The sequence below is a fragment of the Allobosea sp. RCC_152_1 genome (genome assembly GCF_041360765.1).
In the GTDB taxonomy this organism is placed as follows: domain Bacteria; phylum Pseudomonadota; class Alphaproteobacteria; order Rhizobiales; family Beijerinckiaceae; genus Allobosea; species Allobosea spartocytisi.
On record NZ_JBFUPU010000006.1, the window covers coordinates 40,324 to 62,518 of the forward strand.

The 22,195-nt window shown below is 65.3% G+C and carries 21 protein-coding genes and 4 pseudogenes; 7 read left to right on the forward strand and 18 right to left on the reverse strand.

Translation table 11 applies throughout. From position 1 onward, the window contains the following. Positions 1-1,227, reverse strand: a 1,227-nt coding sequence (locus AB6806_RS19505) for an autotransporter-associated beta strand repeat-containing protein (protein WP_370955246.1), incomplete at its 3' end; no start/stop codon positions are given. A gap of 452 nt (positions 1,228-1,679) precedes the next feature. On the opposite strand from AB6806_RS19505, the pseudogene AB6806_RS19510 reads away from it, so the two are divergent. Continuing rightward, a pseudogene (locus AB6806_RS19510) lies at positions 1,680-1,991 on the forward strand (transposase); the annotation flags it as partial. A gap of 296 nt (positions 1,992-2,287) precedes the next feature. Here AB6806_RS19510 and AB6806_RS19515 read toward each other — a convergent pair. Then, complete coding sequence (locus AB6806_RS19515) at positions 2,288-2,449, reverse strand: hypothetical protein (protein WP_370955247.1); 162 nt, start codon at positions 2,447-2,449, stop codon at positions 2,288-2,290. A 473-nt stretch (positions 2,450-2,922) separates the two neighbouring features. Between AB6806_RS19515 and AB6806_RS19520 the strand changes: the two are divergent. Together AB6806_RS19520 and AB6806_RS19525 are read left to right on the forward strand one after the other, a co-directional pair. Continuing rightward, positions 2,923-3,099 (forward strand): annotated as a pseudogene (locus AB6806_RS19520) (helix-turn-helix domain-containing protein); the annotation flags it as partial. A 48-nt stretch (positions 3,100-3,147) separates the two neighbouring features. Next, on the forward strand, positions 3,148-3,849 hold the full coding sequence (locus AB6806_RS19525) for a LysR substrate-binding domain-containing protein (protein WP_370955517.1): 702 nt from the start codon (positions 3,148-3,150) through the stop codon (positions 3,847-3,849). Between the two features lie 17 nt (positions 3,850-3,866). Here AB6806_RS19525 and AB6806_RS19530 read toward each other — a convergent pair whose 3' ends face one another. The 8 genes from AB6806_RS19530 to AB6806_RS19565 form a co-directional block, all read right to left on the reverse strand. Continuing rightward, on the reverse strand, positions 3,867-4,847 hold the full coding sequence (locus tag AB6806_RS19530) for a Bug family tripartite tricarboxylate transporter substrate binding protein (protein ID WP_370955248.1): 981 nt from the start codon (positions 4,845-4,847) through the stop codon (positions 3,867-3,869). Positions 4,848-4,918: 71 nt separating this feature from the next. Continuing rightward, positions 4,919-5,767 (reverse strand): fumarylacetoacetate hydrolase family protein, encoded by an 849-nt coding sequence (locus AB6806_RS19535; protein ID WP_370955249.1) that lies wholly within the window; start codon positions 5,765-5,767, stop codon positions 4,919-4,921. Between the two features lie 47 nt (positions 5,768-5,814). Beyond that, the gene (locus AB6806_RS19540) at positions 5,815-7,467 is read right to left on the reverse strand and encodes a bifunctional 3-(3-hydroxy-phenyl)propionate/3-hydroxycinnamic acid hydroxylase (RefSeq protein ID WP_370955250.1); all 1,653 of its coding nucleotides are present in this window, start codon (positions 7,465-7,467) and stop codon (positions 5,815-5,817) included. A 10-nt stretch (positions 7,468-7,477) separates the two neighbouring features. Further along, positions 7,478-8,194, reverse strand: coding sequence for a cupin domain-containing protein (locus AB6806_RS19545; protein ID WP_370955251.1), 717 nt, complete (start codon positions 8,192-8,194; stop codon positions 7,478-7,480). Between the two features lie 65 nt (positions 8,195-8,259). Continuing rightward, positions 8,260-9,753, reverse strand: a complete 1,494-nt coding sequence (locus AB6806_RS19550; RefSeq protein WP_370955252.1) for an MFS transporter — start codon at positions 9,751-9,753, stop codon at positions 8,260-8,262. Continuing rightward, positions 9,663-10,583: a VOC family protein gene (locus AB6806_RS19555; RefSeq protein ID WP_370955253.1), complete on the reverse strand. Its 921-nt coding sequence runs from the start codon at positions 10,581-10,583 to the stop codon at positions 9,663-9,665. Before AB6806_RS19555 ends, AB6806_RS19550 begins: the two co-directional genes overlap by 91 nt. A gap of 16 nt (positions 10,584-10,599) precedes the next feature. Next, positions 10,600-10,986 (reverse strand): cupin domain-containing protein, encoded by a 387-nt coding sequence (locus AB6806_RS19560; protein WP_370955254.1) that lies wholly within the window; start codon positions 10,984-10,986, stop codon positions 10,600-10,602. Between the two features lie 21 nt (positions 10,987-11,007). Continuing rightward, entirely contained in the window at positions 11,008-11,976 is a 969-nt protein-coding gene (locus AB6806_RS19565) for a hypothetical protein (RefSeq protein WP_370955255.1), read from the reverse strand. A gap of 347 nt (positions 11,977-12,323) precedes the next feature. Between AB6806_RS19565 and AB6806_RS19570 the strand changes: the two are divergent. Continuing rightward, a pseudogene (locus tag AB6806_RS19570) lies at positions 12,324-13,338 on the forward strand (IS110 family RNA-guided transposase). A gap of 570 nt (positions 13,339-13,908) precedes the next feature. Here the strand turns inward: AB6806_RS19570 and AB6806_RS19575 are convergent. Further along, the gene (locus AB6806_RS19575; RefSeq protein WP_370955256.1) at positions 13,909-14,547 is read right to left on the reverse strand and encodes an IS110 family RNA-guided transposase; all 639 of its coding nucleotides are present in this window, start codon (positions 14,545-14,547) and stop codon (positions 13,909-13,911) included. Here AB6806_RS19575 and AB6806_RS19580 point away from each other — a divergent pair. Beyond that, positions 14,528-15,541 carry an autotransporter outer membrane beta-barrel domain-containing protein gene (locus tag AB6806_RS19580; protein ID WP_370955257.1) on the forward strand — a complete coding sequence of 338 codons (1,014 nt, stop codon included), beginning with the start codon at positions 14,528-14,530 and terminating at the stop codon, positions 15,539-15,541. The two genes, AB6806_RS19575 and AB6806_RS19580, sit on opposite strands and share 20 nt — an antisense overlap. Positions 15,542-15,693: 152 nt before the next feature. Here AB6806_RS19580 and AB6806_RS19585 read toward each other — a convergent pair. The 6 genes and pseudogenes from AB6806_RS19585 to AB6806_RS19610 all read right to left on the reverse strand — a co-directional run. Next, positions 15,694-15,863: pseudogene (locus AB6806_RS19585) on the reverse strand (IS630 family transposase); the annotation flags it as partial. 15 nt (positions 15,864-15,878) lie between these two features. Then, complete coding sequence (locus AB6806_RS19590) at positions 15,879-16,589, reverse strand: LON peptidase substrate-binding domain-containing protein (protein ID WP_370955258.1); 711 nt, start codon at positions 16,587-16,589, stop codon at positions 15,879-15,881. A gap of 59 nt (positions 16,590-16,648) precedes the next feature. Further along, the gene (locus AB6806_RS19595; RefSeq protein WP_370955259.1) at positions 16,649-17,299 is read right to left on the reverse strand and encodes a glutathione S-transferase family protein; all 651 of its coding nucleotides are present in this window, start codon (positions 17,297-17,299) and stop codon (positions 16,649-16,651) included. Positions 17,300-17,395: 96 nt separating this feature from the next. Then, positions 17,396-17,761: a hypothetical protein gene (locus tag AB6806_RS19600; protein ID WP_370955260.1), complete on the reverse strand. Its 366-nt coding sequence runs from the start codon at positions 17,759-17,761 to the stop codon at positions 17,396-17,398. After that, positions 17,758-19,026 (reverse strand): flavin-dependent oxidoreductase, encoded by a 1,269-nt coding sequence (locus tag AB6806_RS19605; RefSeq protein WP_370955261.1) that lies wholly within the window; start codon positions 19,024-19,026, stop codon positions 17,758-17,760. Before AB6806_RS19605 ends, AB6806_RS19600 begins: the two co-directional genes overlap by 4 nt. Further along, on the reverse strand, positions 19,023-20,168 hold the full coding sequence (locus AB6806_RS19610; protein ID WP_370955262.1) for a DJ-1/PfpI family protein: 1,146 nt from the start codon (positions 20,166-20,168) through the stop codon (positions 19,023-19,025). The genes AB6806_RS19605 and AB6806_RS19610 overlap by 4 nt, the downstream gene beginning before the upstream one ends. Positions 20,169-20,256: 88 nt before the next feature. On the opposite strand from AB6806_RS19610, the gene AB6806_RS19615 reads away from it, so the two are divergent. Together AB6806_RS19615 and AB6806_RS19620 are read left to right on the forward strand one after the other, a co-directional pair. Continuing rightward, on the forward strand, positions 20,257-21,228 hold the full coding sequence (locus AB6806_RS19615) for a GlxA family transcriptional regulator (protein WP_370955263.1): 972 nt from the start codon (positions 20,257-20,259) through the stop codon (positions 21,226-21,228). A gap of 16 nt (positions 21,229-21,244) precedes the next feature. Next, a complete protein-coding gene (locus AB6806_RS19620) occupies positions 21,245-21,784 on the forward strand; it encodes an imm11 family protein (RefSeq protein WP_370955264.1) in 540 nt (179 codons plus the stop codon). A 52-nt stretch (positions 21,785-21,836) separates the two neighbouring features. On the opposite strand, the gene AB6806_RS19625 is transcribed toward AB6806_RS19620, so the two are convergent. Continuing rightward, positions 21,837-22,169 carry a YciI family protein gene (locus tag AB6806_RS19625; protein WP_370955265.1) on the reverse strand — a complete coding sequence of 111 codons (333 nt, stop codon included), beginning with the start codon at positions 22,167-22,169 and terminating at the stop codon, positions 21,837-21,839. Between the last annotated feature and the right edge of the window lie 26 nt (positions 22,170-22,195).

The following is a 22,195-nucleotide window of genomic DNA, read 5'->3' on the forward strand; positions in this document are numbered from 1 at the left end:
GAAGGTCGCGGTCGTATCCAGCACACGGATCGCGCTGGAGCCGGTCAGCGAGATGTTGTTGCCGATCGCGCGCACACCCGTGGTCGCCAGCGTGCCGCCATTCAGCATGACCAAGCCGGTGCCAAAGGCGGAATCGTTACCAGCGATGATTGAGCCGGCATTGATCGTCGTGCCGCCGGTGTAAAGATTGGCGCCCGACAGCGTGAACGTGCCCGTGCCGCTCTTGGTGACAGTCCCCGAGCCGGAGATGACGCCGACGATCTTGCCGTTTCCAGCGCCTTCGAGGCTGAGCGCATTGCCGCCCGCAGCGATCGCGCCGCTGAAGGTCGCGGTCGTATCCAGCACACGGATCGCGCTGGAGCCGGTCAGCGAGATGTTGTTGCCGATCGCGCGCACACCGGTGGTCGCCAGCGCGCCGCCATTCAGCATGACCAAGCCAATGCCAAAGGCGGAATCGTTACCAGCGATGATTGAGCCGGCATTGATCGTCGTGCCGCCGGTGTAAAGATTGGCGCCTGACAGAGTGAGCGCACCAGTGCCGAGCTTGGTGAGGGCGACTGAGTCCCGAATCTCGCCTGCATAGGTGGTGCTCGCATTCAGACCGCCAACCGACAGAGTTTGGGTCCCCCCGAGGGCTCGTATTACCCCGGTGCCTTCGATCGAACCGATCGACAGCGTGTCACCGGCGCCCATGGTCAAACTCAACAGCCCGCCCTGGCCGATAAACCGCGAGCCCGCAGCCGAGCCCCCCGTGCCGAACTGGATCGAGCCGGAGCCTGGCCCACCAATAAGCGCCATCGCTCCGGTAATCGTGCCAGAGATTGCGAACCCGCCCGTCGCCCCGGCAAACAGCGTCTGCTCGAACGCCGAATTATTGGTGATGTTGTTGATGAACAGTGCCATGCTGGGGGCGGTCGACAGCGTGTAGGCGGGCGCGTTGTTGTTATACTCCAGCAGCGTGAGCGTACCGCCGGACGTGACGACGACATTTCGCTGTGCCGTCGGGCTGTTCGTGAAGGACGCCGTGTCCGTTGGCACGGCGCCGCCAGCCCAGTTCGAACCGAGATTGAAGTCCCCGCTGCTGCCCAGCCAGTCCGCTGCATGCGCAGCGCCGCGGGCGGTCACAGACGCGGCAGCGACGGTGAGCGCCAGACCGCTCACCATGGTTGTTTCGACCAGCGCACCCCGCCACCGCGATAGCGTGTTGGCGCCGACGCCACGGCTCATCGAGCGCATCTTTTTATGCCGCAGTCCCCCTGCGACGACGCCGGTTGCGAGCACAGAAGGCGCAGTGAAGGATGTCGTCTCGCGCAGGGCACACTTTAGGCTAGAGATCATAGGCCCTCACGCTAGGCATAGCCGTCGCCGTTGGCCCGCGACGCAGCCTGCGCAGTTTAGCGAGTTAGGATCCAGACGCACGTGCTTTCTGCCTTGCGGCTTCGTCGCGCCCTGCCGCGTTTCAGCAACGAGGACGACCAAACACTCTGCCATCCCCCTTCCCAAACAGCAGCCATTTCCGAAACCACGCGTCGAGTCGTCCGCGCAGCCATACGAGTGTGTGAGCACGCTTGGAAGCAGCCACGGCCAAGTCGCCGTTGAGCTCGAGCTGACGTCCCCACCCAGAGCCGGGCGTCCGCTTCCGGGCAGCGTGGCAATGTCTGGTTATGGCGCTGGCCGGCTGCGGCGCCTGTTCCCTGAAGCCGCAGTGCTGTCCGAAAGATCCTGCTCACAAGATCCTGCGCTCCATCCACGAAGGCGCCCGCGACATGACGCGCGACATCGCCGCCACCGATGCCTACGTCACCTCGCGGCGCGAGAGGAAGAAGGTCGAGATGCTGTTTGCGCACCTGAAGCGCATCCTCAAACTCGATCGCCTGCGCCTGCGAAGACCATCCGGCGCCCGCGACGAGTTCCTCCTCGCAGCCACCGCCCAGAACCTCAGGAAAATGGCGAAGCTGATGTTGATGAGAACGCCACCTCTGGCGGCATGAGGGCGAACGCCCTCTCAGCGATCCGTTCAGTCTCGCTCGACAGCCGACCCAAAGCCGACTTCTTCAACACAATCGGCCCATTGCGGCCCTTGGGAACGTCCGCTCTCGGGCGGACTGATTGCGCCTGCACGAACTGGCGCGGCGATGTCCCATGTCCGACTTTGAAAGGGCCACTGCCGGGATTTCTGACGAGCGGGGGCTGACGGGAGCGCTATGCTTGCGGCCCCGCTTTGTCTCGGGCGACGATGATGTCAACGCATCCGGCAGTCTGCGCTGATACATATAGGGAAAGCGCTTCAGGGATAGGTCGGATGCGCGGTGTAAGCGTTGATGACGTCGCAGATGCGCTGCAGAAGCGGATCAAACCCGTCGAACGCGATAGTCGCCTTATTCGGCCGGATCACGCTTTCCGCAAAGATCGCACCGAGAACCCCCGACGAGATGCGTGCCCTGGTCAAGCTGTGAAGCCGGTGATGAACTCAAGCCCGGCCTACTACAACGCGTTGCTCGACGCCCGGCCCTTCCTGCAACTTCAAACCCTGGTGGCCATGTGTGCGATTAGCGTGCCTAATCAGGGAGGGATCGAGGAAGAGGAAGGCGGTCCCGCGATGAGCCGGCCACAGCAGCCCCTCCGACCAGCTCCGCGATCGACATAGACGATGCCGAGCGATTGCCGCGTCGTAGGGGGCACGCAAACTCGTCCTTCCTAACGACGCCATGACCGCACGCTGAGGGATAGGAGCCTTGTCCTTAGATATTGCCGATCCGAACTGCTTGCACCGTGGTCGCGCTTTCCTGGGATTGCGCCTCCCGCCGCATATGGTTTTGCTGCTCGCCCTATTGCATGCTCGCGAGGCTCGGCCACGATTAATCGGCCGGAGTTCGCTTCTTCCATCAACGACCCGTCAGCAGAAATCTGGATTTTAGCAGAATGGACATCTCGCCACGTCAGCTCGCACATCTGCTGGCGATCCATCGCTCCGGCTCACTCCTGCGTGCCTCGGAGGGTCTCGGCGTTGCACAGCCATCGCTCTCGGTCAGCGTCGCCCGGCTCGAGGATGTGACAGGCCACCGGCTCGTTGAGCGCGGGAGGCACGGTGCCAAGCTCACCGCGGCCGGGCTGGCTCTTCTGAGGCATGCGGAGAGCCTCGAAGCCGTGCTGCAGACGGCAGGCGAGGAAATGCGGAATCTCCGGGTCGGCGTTGCGGGGCCGCTAATTGTGGGCGGCACGCCGCTCTCGGCGAGCAGCATCATCCCCGACATCCTGTCGAGCCTCTACCGCGAGCAGCCCGCCATGGCCTGCAGCGTAATCGAGGGCTCGGACGACGACCTGCTCGCCGGCCTCCTGACTCACCGCATAGATGTCGTCATCAGCACGATCAGCGGCCATGGCTCGAGCGGCCGCGAACGTGAGGACATCGCGAACGAGCCCTTGTTCGGAGCCGGCGTCGCCGCGCTCGTCCGGGCCGGTCATTCTCTCGCGGGAGAAAGGGAACTGTCCCTGACCGAGCACCGGGAGGCTCTTTGGGTCATGCCGCCCGAAGGCAGCACCTTCACCACGCTAGTGGAGGCGCTGTTCACGACGGCGGGCCTGGCTTTTCCCGAGCGCATCATCCGCGCAGCGCCCTTCGGCGTGCTGAAGGAGATCGTGCGCCGCACCGACGGTATCACGATCCTATCGCACCAGATCGTCCGCAGCGAACTGGAGGATGGCTCTCTCGTCGCGCTGCCGCTAAGGCAGCAGCCTGCGAAGCGCATCTTCGGCCTGCGCACCCTCAAGCAGCATCCGATGAGCGCGCTCGCCAGGCGATTCATCGAGATCGCGCGGGAGAAGGCAGTTGATTACGACCACGCCTGAACGGCCCGGGCGGCCTATCACTGTGGCTCGATGCCCAAGGTCGGGATGAGCTTCGCGGCGCTGTCGTATTGACTTCGCAGGAAGGCCGCGGCGCTCGCCGGCGTGGTGGCGTCCGCCTCGAACTCGAAGCCCAGCTTCGCCGCTGCGCGCTGCAATTCGGGGTCGGCCGTGGCCTGCGACACGGCCTTCGCCAGCTGCTCTGCGATCGCGGCAGGCAGCCCGGCCGGCGCCATCATCATGAACCAAGCCTGAAGGTCGGCGGAGGGGAGGATTTCGGTGATCGCCGGCAGGTCCGGCATCGATGCGATGCGCCGCGTCCCCGCGGCGGCGATGGGACGCAGGGCCTTCTCCTCGATATGCGCCTCCGCGACCGAAACCGACAGGATCGCCACCTCGGTCCGGCCGGTGACGGTGTCCTGAACCGCGCTGGAGATCGTGTTGTAGGGCACGAGCACGAAGCGGGTGCCCGCCGCCTTGTTGATCGCCTGCCCCAGAATGCCGGACAGGTTGCGCGGCCCGTCGACGGCGATCGACAGCGAGCCCGGTTTCTCCTTCTCCAGCGCGATCAGCTCGGCGAGCGACGTCGCCTTCACTGACGGGTTGACCACGATGACCTGGTTGCTCCTGGCGATGAATGCGACGGCCGAGAGGTCGCGCAGCGGATCATAGGAGAGCTTCTTGAAGGTGAAGGGATTGGTGACCAGGCCGGCCGAGGTGGTGAACAGCAGCGCATAGCCGTCGGGCGCCGCCCGCACCACAGCTTGCGTCCCGACGACATTGGCGGCGCCGGGCTTGTTCTCCACCACCAATTGCTGGCCGAGGCTGCGCGCCATGCGCTCGGCGATCATACGGCAGAGAATGTCGGGGCTGCTTCCTGCCGATTGCGGAACGACCACGGTGATCGGCTTTTGCGGCCAACTCTGCGCACGGGCGGCCGTGCCGACCAGGAGGCTGCCTGCCAGGCAGGACAGCAATGCGCGTCTATCGAGGGTCTTCATGATATCCTCCCTGAATTTGGGCCGCTCCTATCGACGTGGAGCGGTCCCGATACGGCTTCGGCCGGCCGTCGTCAGATTTCGTCGCGAACGCCGTTGCTCAATGTGCCGAGGCGATCGATCTCGACCTCGACGAGATCGCCGGGCTTGAGCCAGAGCGGCGGATTACGCTTGGCGCCGACGCCGCCCGGTGTCCCTGTCGCGATCACGTCGCCGGGCTCGAGCCGCGTGAAGCGTGAGCAATAGGCGATCTGGGTGGGGATATCGAAGATCATCTGGCTGAAGCGGGCGTCCTGAACGACCTGGCCGTTGACCCTGGTCTGCAGCCTCAGCCCTGAGAGATCGCCCAGTTCGTCGGGCGTCGCCATCCAGGGGCCGAAGGCACCGGTGCCGGGAAAATTCTTGCCCGGTGTGAACTGGTGCGTATGGCGCTGGAAATCTCGCAGGCTGCCGTCATTGTAACAGGCGTAGCCGGCGATATGGTCCCCGGCGTCGGCATTCTCGATGTAGCGCCCCGCCTTGCCGATGATCACGGCGAGTTCGCCCTCGTAGTCGAGATCGGTCGAGACTTTCGGCCTGATAATATCGGCGAGATGCCCGATCTGGCTGTTGGCGTAGCGGGCGAAGACGGTCGGGTTTTCGACCTCCGAGCGTCCGGTCTCCTGGCGGTGCATCTCGTAGTTCAGGCCGATGCAGAGAATCTTGTCCGGGTTCGGGATGACTGGCAGCCACGTGATCCGCGCCAGCGGGATGCTGTCCGCCTTTGCTGCTGCGGCGGGGATGGCCGCCAGCGCATCGGCCGCGAGCACGGCTTTCAGGTCTGCGAAGCGATCGCGAAGGACCGCGCCGACATCGGCGATCGCCTCGCCCGAGACCACGCCCCAGCTCTGTCGGCCGTCGATGGTGAATGAAGCCAATTTCATGGTGTCGCTTTCTTCTGCGAGATGGCGGAGTGAGGTGCCATCGGCTCTCAGGCCGCGGCGGTGGTTCGGCCGGGGATCGACCCGGCATAGGCATGCAGCGCAAGCCGGAGCTCGGCGAGTAAGGCGAGGCAGGCGGCGGCCGCGTCCGCCGTCCCGAAGACGTAGTGATCTGGACGGATCAGCGCCGCGCCGGCGTCCTGTTCCGCCAGCCATCCGGCCAGCACGCCGTCCCGCTCGCGGAACGCCTCGACGGCAGGCGGCACGGCCACCGTGCCGTCCGACAAAGCAAGGACGGTCACGCCGAGGTCTTGGGCGGCATCGGACAGGGCCGATAGCTGCTCGGGCCGCCAGCCCGGAGCTCGCGTATCGATGACCATACGCCAGCCCGTGCCGAAGACGGCGTCGAGCAGACCCTCGCGGCCGGCAGCCATCGCGTAGGGCTGTGGGAAAAGGCGTCCGGTGCCGGGGCGACGCGATGAGGACAGTAGGCCAGCCCGAAGCGGCGGGATCACCGACTGTCGGGTGATCGTCGCTGGAACGCCGCCGCTTTCGGCCAGAAGCCGCGCGTCGCGTCGCCTCGCCGCCTCGGGATCGCGCTCGCACAGGACGGCTCCGATCCCCTTGATCTGCTCGATCAGCTCGCGCACATGCGGGCTGCGCTCCTCGCCATAGGTGTCCAGGAGCGAGGGGTCGGCCTGCCCCGCAAGGACGGCCTGCAGCTTCCAGACGATGTTCGTAACGTCGCGCATGCCCTGGCACATGCCCTGTCCCAGGATCGGCGGCTGCTGATGCGCCGCGTCGCCGGCGAAGAAAACGCGGCCGCGACGCCAGTCCCGCAGGACGAGGGCGTGAAAGCGGTAGCTGGCGGCACGCCAGAGCGTGGCGTCCTGCGGCCCGATCCAACGGTTCAGGAGGTGCCAGACGCGCTCAGGCCGCTCCATCTCGCGCGGGTCCTCGCCGTCGAGCAGCATGATCTCCCAGCGCCGGTGATTGCCGGGTCCGACGATGTAGACGGACGGGCGGTCGGGCTCGCAGTAATGCGCCGAGTTGGCGGGAAGCGTATCAAGCTTGTCGGGGTCGACCTTGAGATCGATTACCACCCAGGGCTCGTCGAATTCCAGATCGTCCAGCGTCGCGCCGACCATGCCGCGCAGGCTGCTCGAAGCGCCATCGCAGGCGATGACGTAATCGGCGGTAACGCGCCCGCTGCCTCCGGCTGCATCGCAAAGTTGCAGCATGACACCACTTTCGTGCTGCATGAGCCCGGTCACCTGCGTGCCCAGGCGCAGCTCGACACCGGACCAATGCCTGGCGTGGTCCCGCAGCGCCGCTTCCAGCGGCGGCTGCGTAAAGACCATGGTGGGCGTGTAGCCAAGCGGATAAGGCGTGCCGACCATGCCGATCCGCCGCAGCAGCTCTCCCTGGCTCCCGAAATGCTCGGACAGGTCGAACGGCGCGATATAGGGCGCCACCGCCTCGGCGACACCGAGATTGTCGAGAACGCGCAGGATCTCGTGGTCGAGAGCGATCGCGCGAGGCTTGTCGTAAACCTCGCTGGTCCGGTCGACGCACAGCGTGTGAATGCCCGCCTGGCCGAGGAGGTTCGCAGCGAGGGCTCCAGCCGGGCCGAAACCGACGACGGCGACCTGAACGTCGTTTGGTAGACCGGGTGGATGAGAGGTCGAAAGCTCGGGCTGCATCGGTTTCGTCTCAGCGCAGGGGCTCGGAAAGGGTCACGTCGAAAACACTCGGCGTGCCGGCGGATGCTTCAGGGGCATTGATGGTGATCTGGAGCGCAGGTGTCGCCGACGCGTTGCGGTTGCGATGCACCATGCCGGCCGGAAAGATCGCGAGCTGTCCGGCCGCAGCGCTCCCGCCTTCCAGCCCGATCTGCAGATCGAGCTCACCCTCCAGCATGAAATAGAACTGATCGAAGGGATGAACGTGCAGGCCCATTCCGCTGCCCGGCTGCACGGCAGCCACGAAGGCCCTGAGCCGCTCCGAGCCACGCTTGCGATCGAGCAGCGGCTGGGTCTCGAAGGCGCGCCCTTCCGCGGCGTGGCCCTGATGAGAGCTCAAGGCATCGGATGAGACGCGACCTGCCAGCTCCGCGAGCGGCGTGCCGAGGGCTGGCGCTTCCTTTGACGTCGTGGGCACCGCTGACCGGATGTCGAGGAGAACGGCCTCGCCACCTGCCACCGTGCGCAAGGCGTGGACCCTGCTCCGGGGCAGAAACAGGAAATGGCCCTTCTCCAGTGTCACGCGTTCCTCGCCGGAGGTCGCCTCGACGGCGCCCGCCAATACGTAGATCAGTCGCTCCTCCGAGGAGGTCGGTCCGGCATCGTCGCTGCAGCCTTCGCCAAGTGTCAGAAGGCCGATCTCGCAGCTCTCGATGCCCTGGGCCGCGCCGGCTAGGACATGGCGCATCGCGCTGGCGCCGGCAGAACTGAAGGCAGGAGCGGAGGTAACGTGGCGCATGGCGGGTCGACCCATCACACCGCGGCGACGGCAGCATCGGCGGCCGGCAGGCGCCTGCGGCTCATCTTTCCGATCGCGATGACGGCAAAGGCGATGACGAAAGCGGGCGCGATCGGCAGTTCCAGCACGTCCTTCGCCGTCCATCCGCCCGCAAGCAGCAGACCGATCAGCGAGGGGCTGAACGCGGAGCCCAGGCGTCCCACGCCGCTCGCCCAACCGATCCCTGTCGCGCGAACCGCCGTGGGGTAGCTTTCGGCGGCCAGCGCATTGACCAAGCCGAGACCTCCCATCACCGTCCAGCCCGCCGCGAACGCGCTCGCGAGGAGCAGCGTCGGACTCCCGGAGGAATGCGCGATCGCGAAAACGAACGGCGCGATCAGGAGGAAGTTGACCGTGGCAACGCGGTAGGTGCCCCAGCGGATGGCCATGGGGCCGAGAAGCACGGAACCCAGCATTCCGCCGAGGTTGAAGATCGTCGCGGCGAAGACCGCCTGCTGCTGTGTGAATCCGAAATCGCGGGCCAGAGTCGGCAGCCACTGGAACAGCAGATACATCACCGCCAGAATGGTCGCGTAGCTGACCCAGAGCAGCACCGTCGTGCCGGCCAGACCCTGGCCGAACAGACGGCCGAGCGAGACGCGCCCGGTCTGATCCGCCATGGTGAAGCGTGTGCCCTCGGGCAGCGCCGCCTGCGGCGCGATGCGGCGCAGAAGCGTGATGACACGAACGTCGTCGCCGCGCCGCGCGAGCAGGAAGCGCGCGGATTCCGGCAGAGCCACGCACGTCGCGATCAGTGCGAGAAGCGTCGCCCCACCCGCAACGAAGAACAGGGCTCGCCAGCCGAATGGGGGCTCCACCGCGGCGCTCAGGACGCCGCCGAGCATTGCACCGGCGGCGATGCCGCCACTGACGACGAGAACACCCGTCTGACGGTGCCGGGCCGGCGCGAATTCGGCGACGAGCGCGCAGATATTCGGCAGCAGCCCGCCAATGCCGACACCCGCGAGCGCCCGGAAGACGATGAGGTGATTGATGTCTTGCGCAAAAGGAACGGCGAGGGTGAACGCGCCGAACAATGCGACGCAGGCAATCGTGCAAGGCCGCCGGCCCCAGCGATCCCCGGCATAACCGAGCGCGAAGGCACCGATGGTCAACCCGACCAGGGTCGCGGTGAAGACCGAGGCGAGCTCGGACCGCGCGATTCCGAGTTCGGCCGAGAGTGCGGGGGCGGCGAGACCGAGCGTGACGTTGTCGATCCCGTCCAGCATCGCGAGGACGATGGCGAGACCGAAGATCCCGGCCCTGTAGCCGCCGATGGCCTTGTTATCGATCAGGGTATCGATCGATAGGCGTGGTGAAGTTTCCATGGGTTTCCTCATTTTGTTTTTGTCCGTCGGATCTAGCGCCCGACAGGTGATCAGCCGCGCAGGCGATAGTCGCCGCTGCGGAATGCGAAGAGGCTCTGAACGCGTTTCCAGCGTTTGGTGTGAGGAGGCGTCACGCCCCATTGATCGAGACGACCCGTGGGCCAGGCCCAGTACTCAGGGCCGTTATAGGGATAGCTGTCGTCGATCTGCAGGACGTCGGAGGTATACTCGAGCGGGATTTCCTCCGGCCCCGCGAAATAAGCGAAGACGTTGTCGGCGCAACCATGCCGACCCACGCCCCATTCGATGGGATAGCCCGCATCGCTCATCCGCCCGGCGCCGCGCATGACGGAGTCTAGATCGGCCATCTCGAAGGAGAGATGGTTGAGCGTGTTCGCATCGGCCTGACAGATCACGATCGAACTGTGGTCCGGCGAATCCGCGTTAAGGAACGCCTGGCGCCCCGCCCGGTCGACGAGCTTCATGCCGAGGCCATCGACATAGAATGCCGTCAGGCGAGCCGCGTCGGGGTCGTTGAAGTTGACATGCGCGATCTTGTGGGGCCGGTCCGGCTGCGGCTCGTCGTCGTCGTGGCACGCCGCGCCTGCGACGACCGCCAGACACCGTCCACTCGGATCGGCGAGTCCGAAACCGTAGCCGCCCTCGATCCTGTCGAGCGAACCGGGAGTCTCGACCGGGGTCTCGATGGCCGCCAGGCGAGCATGGATGGCATCGACGATGTCGCGCGTCCTGGCCTCATAGACCACCCGCCCGATCCGGGCTGGGCCATGGCTCGGGCGCAGAGCGAGGATATGATGAAATTCCGCCGTGCCGCGCAGGTAAATCGTATCGCCGGCGCGCGCGACTTCGCTGAGGTGCCAGACATCCGTGTAGAACCGCGCGGACCGCTCGGGGTCCGCCAATTCAAGCTCGACGCTTCTTACACCGGTGATCGTCGATCTCGTCGCCATTGTCATAGCGGCGGCTTCAGCGCGAGAACTCGTCGCCCTGATAGGCGACGATGGGCAGGTAGTCCTCGCGCACAGGGCCGAAGATATCGACATTGATCGCCGTGCCGTCTTCCGGCGCCGGCGGCTCGACATAGTGGACGTGATGCGCCGGGATGCGGATCACGGTTCCCGCCGGGCAGTCGAAGAGCTGATCCTCGACATGGAGCTTCACCCGCCCCTGGACGATCATGAAAATCTGATCGAACGGGTGGCTATGGGGCGAGCCTTGGCAGCCGGGCTCGAGGTAATTGTACGTCACCAGAACGCCATCGCTGCGAAAGCCGCGCTGGACGATGCCGGGCTTAAGCTCGCGCGAGGGAATCTCGTCCCAGTGATAGGCCTTGACGGCCTTCTTTTCTGTCATGTCGTCCTCCCGAATTCTGATCTAGGCAGCTATGTCGCGTGCGACGTGGGCATGGAGCTGCAGGAACGGCCCGATCGCTTCCGGCGGCCGGGCTGCGAAGCCGCTGCGCGCCGCGACCGCGAAATCAGGCACATGCGGCCGGGCAAGGTCGATACGGCGCAGGGCACCGTCCCGCCCATCTGAGAGATGGATCAAGCCGAGACAGAGCGTCGTCTCGGGCGGCGACTGAAGCGGTGCCAGGCCCCGAAAGAATTCATCCGTCTCGTGACGCAGCGGTATGGGAATATGAAGCAGATCGATCGGCCGGGACGCACGGGCGAGCAGATCCTGCGCGATCCCTGCCATGGCTACGGCATCGGCGGGTGTCATGGCGAAGCGCGCGCCGTCGCGGCAATCGAGATGAAGGGCGAGGCGGGCATGAGCGGGTACCTGGTCGATCACGCGCAGCGCCTCCTCCACGAAAGTTGCTCGCGCATCCTCCGCCAGGTCTTCTGTTGTTTCACGGACGGTTTCACTGAGATCGGCGTAAGGCAGCTCGAGCTGAATCGCCGCTTCATCGGCTTGCATCTCCGCAACGAGGCCGGCGACGTGGGCGCAGAGCGCATTTGCATAATCGTCCCGGTCTCGGCGGAGCCGCCCAAGCCCGTGGGCATACTGGATAGCCACCGGAAGGCTGGTCTGCAGCCTCGCATTCTTCGGAATCAGGCCTCGCCGTTTGAGATCGGCGAACGCGGCGAGCGAGGCGCAGCGCCACGGAGCATAACCCCCGTCTTCCGCCGCAGGTGATCGATCGCCGGGGACCGCGATGCCGGCGGGGTCGCGTACGCGACCATCGGAGAAGATCGTCAACAGCCCAGCAAGGTTTGCCGCCTGCATCGCCAGTGCGGTGCGGGAATCCATCCCCGGAAAGGCGCCGATGAGGTGCAGGCGCTCTCCGGCGCTAACCGTTTCGGTCAACTGAACCGATCGATGTGCCTGCCGCTCCTGCATGCCTCACTACAGCTCCGTATCTTGACCAATGCGGCGAGACGGTGCCAAGAGCGAGGATCGTTGGATAATAATGATTTATCGATTTGATATAGACTCAATCTATATAATCTCGACAGGCTGCGCCTGCGCGGCCAACCGCAGCGGCACAGAACCTCAGGAAGTTCGCCAAGCTCATGTCGAACGGGCCGCAGCTCAGGACCGCGTGGAAGGTCGAGCCTCAATGGGTCGAATTCAGCTTAGCCAAGAGGCGCTCTCAAGGCCGAATTTTTTCAACATGGGGTAACGGTCTGGTTGCTCTTCTTCGGAGGCCGATAGGATTGTCTCCGCTGCAGAAGAGGAGATCGATCATGGAGTATTTTGCGGGCCTGGACGTCTCGATGGAGGAGACGCACATCTGCGTCGTCGATCGCGACGGGGCGGTTGTGCACGAGGTCAAAGCCATCTCGTCCGCGGTGGCGATAGCGGCAACACTGGAGCAAGCACCCCGCTGCACGCGGGTGGTGTTCGAGACCGGCCGGATGGCGCCGATGCTCTACCATGGCTTAGCCGAGCTTGGCATTCTGGTCGTGTGCATCGAGAGCCGACAGGCCTATCAGGCACTCAAGACCCTGGCGACGCACAAGACCGACCGCAACGATGCGCGCGGGCTGGCGCAGCTGGCGAGGACCGGCTTCTACAAGGCCGTGCATGTGAAGTCGCTGCCGGCCCATGCGATCCGCGCGCTGATCGTCGCCCGCAAGAAGCTGGTCGGGCAACGCGTCACGCTGAAGAACCAGATCCGCGGACTGGCGGTGGTGTTCGGCGTCCGCCTGCCGCGCGGGCTCAGCCCGGCCTTCGTCGACGAGGTCGTGCGGATGAGCGACGGCATCACCGGCCTGGCCGGCGCCATGCGCGGTCTCGTCGCGGCCCGGGACGCGGTGCTTGGCGCGGTCGCTGCCATCGACGCGGATATGAAGCGCCTCGTCCGCGCCTCCGACGCCCGCCGTCGGTTGATGACCATTCCCGGCGTCGGGCAACTCACCGCACTGGCCTTCACGGCTGCCGTCGATGATCCTGCACGGCTTCCGGCGCTCGCGCGACCTTGGTGCCTATCTCGGCCTTGTGCCGCGTCGCTATCAGTCCGGCGAGATCGACTATGTCGGCAGCATCTCCAAGGTGGGCGACCAGCGCATGCGGAGCCTGCTCTATGAGGCGGCCAACGTCATGCTCTCCCGCTACAAGGGCGCGCTGAAGTTGAAGGACTGGGCGCTCGCCATCGCCAGGCGCTCGACGATGCGCAAGGCGCGGATCGCGCTCGCCCGCCGCCTCGCCATCATCATGCATGCCATGCTTCGGCACGGCACCGAGTTCCGGCTCACCTGACAATCCGAGCCAGGCAGAAGCAGACGAGACAGGAGGCTGCAACGAGCTCCCGAGCGGGAGCGACGCCCGAGGGAGGGAGCAGATGATGGCGCCGATTCCGTAGCATGCTGCCGACCAGGTCGGCCGACTGCGCTTTCAACCAAGCCACCTTGCACCCCGCTGACCCCATCAAGTGCCGACGAGCACGCAGAGAACGCAGGCACCCAACGGCATCAACCGCTCAGGAGCAAGCTGTCAGACCTTGACCCGTTAGAGAACGACATCGGCCAAAAGCAGAGCTCGCCTGGCAATGTCTGCGTCCGGGCAAGCATTGAATGGCTGCTTCTCTAATCGGGCAGTTGGGTCAAGCTCGGATTGCACCTCCGTGCCGGGGCTCGTTCACGCGGGTCACGCTTCTCTTCGCAGTCTGGTGGCTTCTATCGAGCGAAGCCGCTGCACGCATGCATCGGATTGGGTCTGGAGAGCCTCGCTAATGGACGCGCTTTGAAGCGCAGCAGACGTTTTCGGCTTCATCCATCCCGTCGTCCGCGTGGGACGATCCGGCCAGGATCGGTGAGAGCTGTGGTCAGGTCATGCCGCAGCCTCCGATCCCAGTCGGAAGTCGGTACCATCGGCCCACATACGATGGAGCACGACGGCAATCTTGCGCGCGACCGCCACGATGGCGCGTCGGCGGCCCTTCGTCTTCATCAGCCGCACACCCCATGCCTTGAGACTCGACCAGGCGATTGAGCGCATCAACATGGCGTTCGCGGCCGCGTAGAGCGCAGCGCGAACGTCGGCGTCACCGGCATGGGAGATCCGACCTGGATTGTCCGTCTCGCCGGACTGGAAGCGCCTCGGCGTCAGTCCGAAGTGGGCTCCGACTGTTCGGGAACTCTTGAAGCGGGCAGGATCGTCTACGGCAGCCTTAAAGCTGAGGGCGGTGATCTCTCCGACGCCCGGCACGGTCATGAAGCGCCGACAGATCGCATCCTCGCGCGCGGCCCGCTTCGCTCGCCGATCGAGCTCGGTGAAGGTCTCGAAGAGCATCGTCCGTGCCTCCAGCATTGGCAGGAGCGCATGGCTGAGCGCAGGATCGGTCTCGATCGTCTCGCGCACAGCGGCATCGAAAGCGCCTCGGGACAATCGGAGAGGCAGGACGACGCCGAAAATCCGCAACAGGCCGCGGATCTCGTTCTCGAGGTCGATGCACTTGCGCTGTATCACCTTGATCGACGAGAGCTGGCTTCTGCGCGCGGCCGTCAACGACCGGCTGCGCGCGGCCTTCGGAGGCGTCGGCGCGGCACCGATGGCGACGCTGAACTACGGCTTCACCGCCGATCTCGCCCCGAGCGTGAAAGGGCCGATGCCGACGCTGAACTCAGACCGCTTCGCCGTCTGGGGCCAAGGCTATGGCTCCTGGGGTCGTACCAGCAGCGACGGCAACGCCGCCAGGCTGACGCGCTCGACCGGCGGCTTCCTGCTCGGCGCCGATGCCGCCGTGTTCGACACGATGCGCTTTGGCGCGGTCGCCGGCTACAGCCGCAGCGAGTTCGACGTGAACAGCCGGTTCTCATCGGGCGAGAGCGACAACTTCCATCTCGGCCTCTATGGCGGCGGGCAATGGGGGGCGCTCAGCTTGCGCACGGGCGCGAGCTACACCTGGCACGACATCGAGACCCGCCGCACCGTCGTCTCCTCGGCCTTCGGCAGCAATCTGCGCGCCGGTTACGACGCCGGCACGGCGCAGGTCTTCGGCGAGCTCGGCTACCGGATCGAGCTCGGCCAGGATCTCGGCAAGCTGGCACTCGAGCCCTTTGCGGGCCTGGCCTATGTCAACCTGCACACGGACGGCTTCAGCGAGACCGGCGGGTCGGCGGCCCTGACCGCTCGCGGCGACGACACCAGCCTCGGCTATTCCACGCTGGGCCTGCGCGCCTCGACCAGCTTCGCCTTGCAGGGCATGGATCTGACGCTGCGGGGCGGGCTCGCCTGGCGCCATGCTTTCGGCGATGTCGATCCAACCACGACGCTCGCCTTTGCCGGCTCGGGCGCCTTCAGCATCGCCGGCATCCCGATCGCGCGGGACGCCGCCGCCGTCGAGGCCGGACTCGACCTCGCCATCGGCAAAAGCGCCACGCTGGGTGTGTCCTATACCGGCCAGCTCGCGCAGGATACGCAGGACCATGCCTTCAAGGGCGTGCTCGCGGTCAGGTTCTGAAGGCGGTATCAAACGTGGGCGGGGCCCGGACAGCCATAACCCAACTTGCCGTAAGCAGACCTTCCGAACTTCTGAGAAGGGTCGATTCTGCCCCTTCGACCTGGGTCGGGCAGCTGACGTTCGATGAGGCGGCAGCACACGATAGGCCGTACCTAGCGGATTAAGTCCTGGGCTTGGTGCCCGCGCCTGACGGTGGCGATGACCTTGTTCGGATCAGCGGTCCAGGTGAAGGGTTGGGCGCATCGTTCGTCTCGACAAGGAAGCGATTGATGGCAGCCTGCAGGTCAACGATGGAGCGGAAAACGCCCCGCTCCAACCGGCGCAGGTTCGCCCACCGTTAACTCAATTGCGCAGCATCCGCTGCTCGCCAGATGAATGGTGCCATATCGGCAGCAAGCGAGGCCGGCGGTATCGCGCTGTCCAATAGTTCGATCAAGAGCTGAAGGCGATCAGGCAAGGAAGATGTCTCAAGCAGGGCTTGTCTCTGCGCGATAGGTATCCAATGCGGGGGAGAGTCTTGACCCAGATAGGACAGCGCGACCCACGGCAGTGATCGGATTCCCTCAATGCGGTCGGCCGGGGCGCCAGCTAGGACAAGCTTGGTCGTCACCGCAGGCAGGCCAGCGCGTCGACGCAACGCCTCGAACCGGAGTAGAGCGCGCTCATGGAGCGGACGAAGCTCGGCTTCGCGTGCCGGCGGATCATCCCAAGGATCGACCGACACCCGGTAAAAACCACCCTGCTGCAACGTAAACAGTCGCAAATGCACACGCCGCACGGCTTCGACGAAAATTCGCGCGACGCCTTGTGATACGTTGGATTCAACGACGACCGCTGTCACGCCCACGCCGAAAACCGATGATGCGCCAGACATCTCGCCGTCGGGATCGTGCAACGAGGCAAAGACGAGATGACCGCTGGCTGGCGCTGCTCGTGCCGCGGCAATCGACGCGGGGCGTCCCAAGCCGAATGCCCGCGCCATCGGAGGGGCAAGCAGAACGCCACCACCAAGCGGAAGCAGGGGATGTTCCATGGTTTGCACCATCATCTCGGCCATCCTCGCCCCATGCTCGGAGCGCGATCTCGTCCGTCCGGCGGAGATTGCTGTCAGCCTACCGATGAGACTGTGAACACCGCTCGTTGGGCGGCGAAAGCCCGCTCGTAGGCTGGCCGGGCTTCGCCGCGCGCGACATAGGCGGCGAGGTTCGGAAATTCGTCCAGAAGACCCGACGGCCTGAGCCGGAGCAGCACGGACACCATCATCAGATCGCCTGCGCTGAACGCGCCATCAAGCCACTCCGCATCGCCGAGGCAGTGGGAGAGTTCGCTCAGCCGCGTGCGGACTCGATCCATGACCAGCGGCAGGCGGTCTTTGGCCCAAGGCTCGCCGCGCTCGACAATCAGGGCGATAGCGAGATCGAGGATGGGCGGCTCTACCGTGTTGAGCGCCGCAAACATCCACATGATCGCACGCGCCCGCGCATTCGCATCTTTTGGCAACAGGCCGGGATGGCGCTCGGCGATGTGGAGGATGATCGCGCCGGTCTCGAAGAGCGCCAGATCGCCTTCCTCATAAGTCGGAATCTGGCCAAATGGATGAAGCGCCAGATGCGCGGGCTCCTTCATCGCGCTGAACGAAACCAGGCGAACCTCATAGGGTTGCCCCACTTCCTCAAGCGCCCAGCGAACGCGCATATCCCGCGCCAATCCCTTGCCGCCATCGGGCGACCGCTCGAACGCGGTAATGATCGGGGACATGAGAATCCTCCCTGGAATGGAACGGCATGAACAGGACGAGCGAGAGGCATGGCCGCCGACACGTGCCAAGAGCTCCTATTTTGCAGAGGGTGTTGGTCAATGTCGCCGCCACCTCCAGGCGGTGTGAATGCCGGCCAGGAGCACGACCAGCAGTACGACGTGAAACACGGAGTCACCACGCGTCTGTGGCCCGACCCCGACCGCGATCGTGAAGGCGCCGACCAGTGTACCAAGAAGCGCAAATCCCTGCGCAGCAAGGGCTATGAAGGGGCCGCGCGCGGGGCAGGTCAGGAGCGCCAGCAGACCTAGGCCCAGCACCGCTGCGATGACCCCTTCGGCGATCATGGCGCGCCCGTGCTCGAAACCGGAAGCCAGGACGCCCGCATGCACCAGGGAAGCCAACGCGAAGAGGAGCGTCTCCACCAACAGAATGAACGCGAGTTTCGTGCGGTGGGGCATCATTCCGGCTTTCCGCTGTTCTGGCGCCGCCCTTGTCTCTCCCCGTTTGCGGCGAACCCCGCCAGGCTGGCATAGCCGCGCACGATCCGCTCGCGTTCCGCATAGGAGGCCACGGCCTCGATCTCCTCGAAGCCGTCGGGCGCCCGGGCCTCAACGAGATCGATCACGCCTTCAGGCCCGCCCTTCCGGTTGGCCTGGACGAGGTGCGCGGTGGCCGGACGGCGCTCTTCGTCATAAGCGTCGAGCGCCGCATCCACGGTTCCCTGTGTCTGCAGATGTCCGGCCAGGGAACTGGCATCGAGAATGGCCTGGCTCGCGCCGTTCGAACCGACGGGATACATGGGATGGGCGGCATCGCCCAGCAGGGTGACGCGGCCGAACGACCAGCGCGGCAGCGGGTCGCGGTCGCAGTTGGGGTATTCGTGAAACGCGCCGGTGGCGCGGATGATCTCGGCCGGATCGACGTAATCCAGCTGGAAGCGGTCGCGCACGAAGGGCAGAACCTGCTCCAGATCGCCGGGCCGGCTCCAGTCGCCAAGGGTAAGGTTCCGGGGTCCCGTTCCCCGAGGTCGGGCCATCACGGCCCAGTTGGTCAGGCGCATGCCCGAGTCGTCGGGATCGTCTCCGATCGGATAGAAGACGAACTTGGCGTGGTTGCCGCCGGCGATCGCCATGGTGCGACCGTCCTGCCATTGCGGCCAGCGCGTGGCCCCGCGCCAGAGCATGACGCCGTTCCAGATCGGCGGCCCTTCATCGGGGTAGAGCTTGGCACGCACGGCGGAATGGATCCCGTCGGCGCCGACCAGCAGGTCGCCGCTGGCCTGCAGCCCTTGTCCGGCTTCGGACAGGAAAGCGGTGACCTGGCTCCCCACCTGTTCGAATCCCGTCACGCTGCAACCGGTCCGGATGGCGTCCCGCCCCAACCGGTCGATGACAGCCCGATGGATCAGGCCCAGCAGCCTGCCGCGATGGATGCTGAATTGCGGGACTGCGTGGCCCGCGTCGATGCCGCGCAACTCCCGCCAGACGATCTGGCCGAACCTGTTCGCATAGATCAGCTCGCGTGTTCGGATTCCGTTGGCGTCGAGCGCATCCAGCAACCCGAGCTCGGCCAGCAGCCCCACGGCGTGCGGCAGCATGTTGATACCGACGCCGAGCTCGCGCACCGCATCGGCGCGCTCGAATATCTCGACCTCGACTCCGGCCCGGTGCAGGAAGAGCGCGGTCGTCAGCCCGCCGATACCGGCGCCTGCGATCAGCGCCTTCATGATCCTGTTCCTGGTTGCGGGTATTCGAGCTGCATGGCGACGATATCCGCCGTGGCTTGCCCATATCGGGCTCCGATGCCCTGCAGGGCCGCGTCGAGAGCTTCAGTCGGTCTTTTGCTTGCCCACTCATGAGGCAGTCGCTTCTCGGCCGCGCTAACGCGATCCGGAAGGAGGCGCACGCCATTGCGCGTCGTCACGGCATCCATCGAGGTTGCCAGCAGCGCGACGCTCGAACGATAGCTGCGCGACCATGCATCGGCGACGAGCGCGAGCGAGACTTCATCCAGCCCCGGTTCGAGCGCGATGCCGAACCGATCATGGTTCCAGGCCGCGAGGCGGTTGCTGAGCACGGTCGCGGCGAAGGCGCGGGTCAGCTTGAAGGCGCCGCTGTCGTGCCGGGCGTCCCAGCGCTCCAGCCCCAGATCCCTGGCGACGGCCTCCGCCTTGCCTCTTCCGGCGATTGCCTCGACCAATGTCAGCATCATCGGCATCGAAGCGGTGATGCCGGTCGTCGTCGCGACGCCCCGGTCCATCACCACGCGCCGGTCGGGGACGTAGCGGATCGATGGGCGACTCTTGAGGAGGTCCTTGAGATAGTACCAATGGCTGGTCGCCCGCCGCTCATCGAGGAGCCCGGCGGCGGCGGCCACCTTCGCGCCGGCGCAGATGGCAATGATGATAGCTCCGCCGTGTGCCTGCTTGCGCAGCCAGGCCATGACGACCGGATCATCGTCGCGGCTCATGGCCGGAACGATCACATAGTCGGGCCCTTCCGGGTGTTGCGCATCGAAGGCTTCGACCGTCGCGTCGGCTTCGACGGTGAGCGCCGGGTAGAGTTCGACAGGGCCGGGCTTGATCGACAGCGTCACCACATCGGCGATATCCGCCCGTCGCAGGATGCCTGTCGGCATCAGGTAGTCGGTCGTCTCAGTCGCGTCGTTGAGGCCGACGATGGCGATGAGGGGCCGAGCGCGCTTCGGCGGCTTTAACGCCGCCAGCACGGTGTCCGTTTCCGCCTGCGGCACGGGCGGCGGCGAGAAGGCGGCAGACGTAGCTGGCAAGCTCGCCAACCACAAACCAATCCCCGCGACAGGCAAGATGATGACGGCCAATCCGGCCCAGATGAGATAGCGCATGGGCATCCGCCACTCCGATCGGGCGTTGCTGTCATCATCAGGCTATCGAGGGTATTCTCTGGCGGGAATGACATAAATATGGCATTTTCTGCCAATGCGTCATGTCGCCTTCGTCGTTTATCCCGGCTTCGAGCTTCTCGACATGTCCGGGCCGGCTTCCGTCTTCACCAGCGCCAACCGCAGCCTGGGGCTGCGTGAGAAACCGCCCTTCTACGCCATCAACCTCGTATCAGTCGCGGGTGGGCCGGTGACGAGCAGCAGCGGTGTCACCGTCGAGACGCAAAGCCTGAAGGACCTTACCCGCAAGGCGGCCGACACGCTCCTGGTCGTCGGCGCGGAGCGCGAGCATCTGCTGCCGGTCCTTGCCGATCCGAGCTGGATGGCATGGCTTCCGAAGCTGGCGGGCAAGGCGCGCCGGTTCGGCTCCGTCTGCTCTGGCGCGATTCTCCTTGCAAGGCTCGGGCTGCTCGACGGGTGTCGCGTCGCGACCCATTGGGATGCCTGCGCGCCGCTTGCCGCCGCCTTTGCCTCCGTCACCGTCGATCCGGACTCGCTTTACGTCGTCGACGGCCGGCTCTGGACCTCGGCCGGCGTGACCACCGGCATCGACATGGCGCTCGCCATGGTCGCGCAGGATCTGTCGGCCGATATCGCTGGCGAGGTCGCCAAGCGGCTCGTGCTGTATGCGCGCCGTCCCGGCTATCAATCCCAGTTCAGCCCGCTGCTTCAGGCCCAAGTGAAGGCCGACAGCCCTTTCGCCGAGCTGATGGCCTGGATCCTGGCAAACCTCGCTTGCCCCCTGGACGTTCCTGTGCTGGCGGATCGTGCCGGCCTCAGCGAGCGGACATTTCATCGCAAATTCGTCGCGGCCACTGGCGAAACGCCAGCCCGCTTCGTCGAGACGGCGCGCCTCGATGCCGCGCGCATGCTGCTGTGCCGTGGATTGTCGCTGAAGTCGGTCGCGGCCGAGGTCGGCCTGTCCCCGGCGGCACGCTTTTCGGAAGCCTTCGAGCGCCGCTTCGGCGTCTCGCCACGGTTGTTCCGCGAGATGCACGCGGAGTTTTGACCGGGAGGACCAAGCCATGCCGATGACGATCTACAAGTTCGCCGTCTTGGAAGACCAGGAATGGATATTCCCCGTCGACGACGCGGCTTTCGAAATCTTCTTTGCGATGGATGGACGTGTCATCCAGGGTTGGGCTCCGCCTGTCATGAGGATGGTGGTGGCGGAGGGAGCCGAGGAACCGAGCTACTCCGACTTTCCCTGGCTAGGCGAGCATGCGCCGATCCTGAAAAAGCCCGCCGTCGATGCTCTGGCGCCGATGCTGACCCGATACGGCCAGCTTCTGCCGCTGAAGGGCGAAAACGTTTGGCTGTTCAACGTCACCACGGTCCTCGGCGCTCTCGACAAGGAGAAATCTGGCATCGTCTATTTCGACAACGGAGACATCCTCGACATCGAGCATCATGCCTTCAAAAGGGACGTCATCGGAACCGCCGAGATCTTCAAACTGTCGATGCGGGCCTCAGCCGTCTATGTCACCGGGAGTTTCGTTGAGCAGGTCCGCGGCTCCGGCCTTCGGGGCGTCTCGTTCGCTCCTGTGTGGACATCTGAAGAATGAGCGATCCTCGCGACGCCGCGAAACCCGGCATCAGCGATCCCCGCTGGCCGGATCAGGGCGTCTCTTTCAACGGCCAGACTTCGACGACGCCGTGCGCAACCGCGCATGGCACTTGTGAAACCTTCTCGATGGCGTCCACCAAGTCTGCGGCCTCGATGATGGCGAAGCCAGCGATCGGCAAGGCTGACGACATGAACGGCCCATCGAGAGTTTCCACACCGCGCGCCTCCGGGTTGCGGACCTGGACCGGGGCGCTGGCGATTCCCATCACAGCACCTTCGGACCGCAGTTTTGTGTCCTGAGCATGTGCGGCGTCCCCGATCGGCTGGGGTGTGCGATCGTAGCCGGCCCGATCGCCATATCCAATCGTGACGAACTTAGGCATGGCATCGTCTCCTTTTCAGAGGGCGG

Coding starts and splice junctions, on each gene's coding strand:
- AB6806_RS19560 (WP_370955254.1), bottom strand. CDS start 10,986: ATGACAGAAAAGAAGGCCGTCAAGGCCTATCACTGGGACGAGATTCCC.
- AB6806_RS19555 (WP_370955253.1), bottom strand. CDS start 10,583: ATGGCGACGAGATCGACGATCACCGGTGTAAGAAGCGTCGAGCTTGAA.
- AB6806_RS19625 (WP_370955265.1), bottom strand. CDS start 22,169: ATGCCTAAGTTCGTCACGATTGGATATGGCGATCGGGCCGGCTACGAT.
- AB6806_RS19620 (WP_370955264.1), top strand. CDS start 21,245: ATGCCGATGACGATCTACAAGTTCGCCGTCTTGGAAGACCAGGAATGG.
- AB6806_RS19615 (WP_370955263.1), top strand. CDS start 20,257: ATGCGTCATGTCGCCTTCGTCGTTTATCCCGGCTTCGAGCTTCTCGAC.
- AB6806_RS19535 (WP_370955249.1), bottom strand. CDS start 5,767: ATGAAATTGGCTTCATTCACCATCGACGGCCGACAGAGCTGGGGCGTG.
- AB6806_RS19565 (WP_370955255.1), bottom strand. CDS start 11,976: ATGCAGGAGCGGCAGGCACATCGATCGGTTCAGTTGACCGAAACGGTT.
- AB6806_RS19605 (WP_370955261.1), bottom strand. CDS start 19,026: ATGAAGGCGCTGATCGCAGGCGCCGGTATCGGCGGGCTGACGACCGCG.
- AB6806_RS19600 (WP_370955260.1), bottom strand. CDS start 17,761: ATGATGCCCCACCGCACGAAACTCGCGTTCATTCTGTTGGTGGAGACG.
- AB6806_RS19595 (WP_370955259.1), bottom strand. CDS start 17,299: ATGTCCCCGATCATTACCGCGTTCGAGCGGTCGCCCGATGGCGGCAAG.
- AB6806_RS19590 (WP_370955258.1), bottom strand. CDS start 16,589: ATGATGGTGCAAACCATGGAACATCCCCTGCTTCCGCTTGGTGGTGGC.
- AB6806_RS19580 (WP_370955257.1), top strand. CDS start 14,528: ATGCACTTGCGCTGTATCACCTTGATCGACGAGAGCTGGCTTCTGCGC.
- AB6806_RS19530 (WP_370955248.1), bottom strand. CDS start 4,847: ATGAAGACCCTCGATAGACGCGCATTGCTGTCCTGCCTGGCAGGCAGC.
- AB6806_RS19540 (WP_370955250.1), bottom strand. CDS start 7,467: ATGCAGCCCGAGCTTTCGACCTCTCATCCACCCGGTCTACCAAACGAC.
- AB6806_RS19545 (WP_370955251.1), bottom strand. CDS start 8,194: ATGCGCCATGTCCTAGCCGGCGCGGCCCAGGGCATCGAGAGCTGCGAG.
- AB6806_RS19550 (WP_370955252.1), bottom strand. CDS start 9,753: ATGGGGCGTGACGCCTCCTCACACCAAACGCTGGAAACGCGTTCAGAG.
- AB6806_RS19610 (WP_370955262.1), bottom strand. CDS start 20,168: ATGCCCATGCGCTATCTCATCTGGGCCGGATTGGCCGTCATCATCTTG.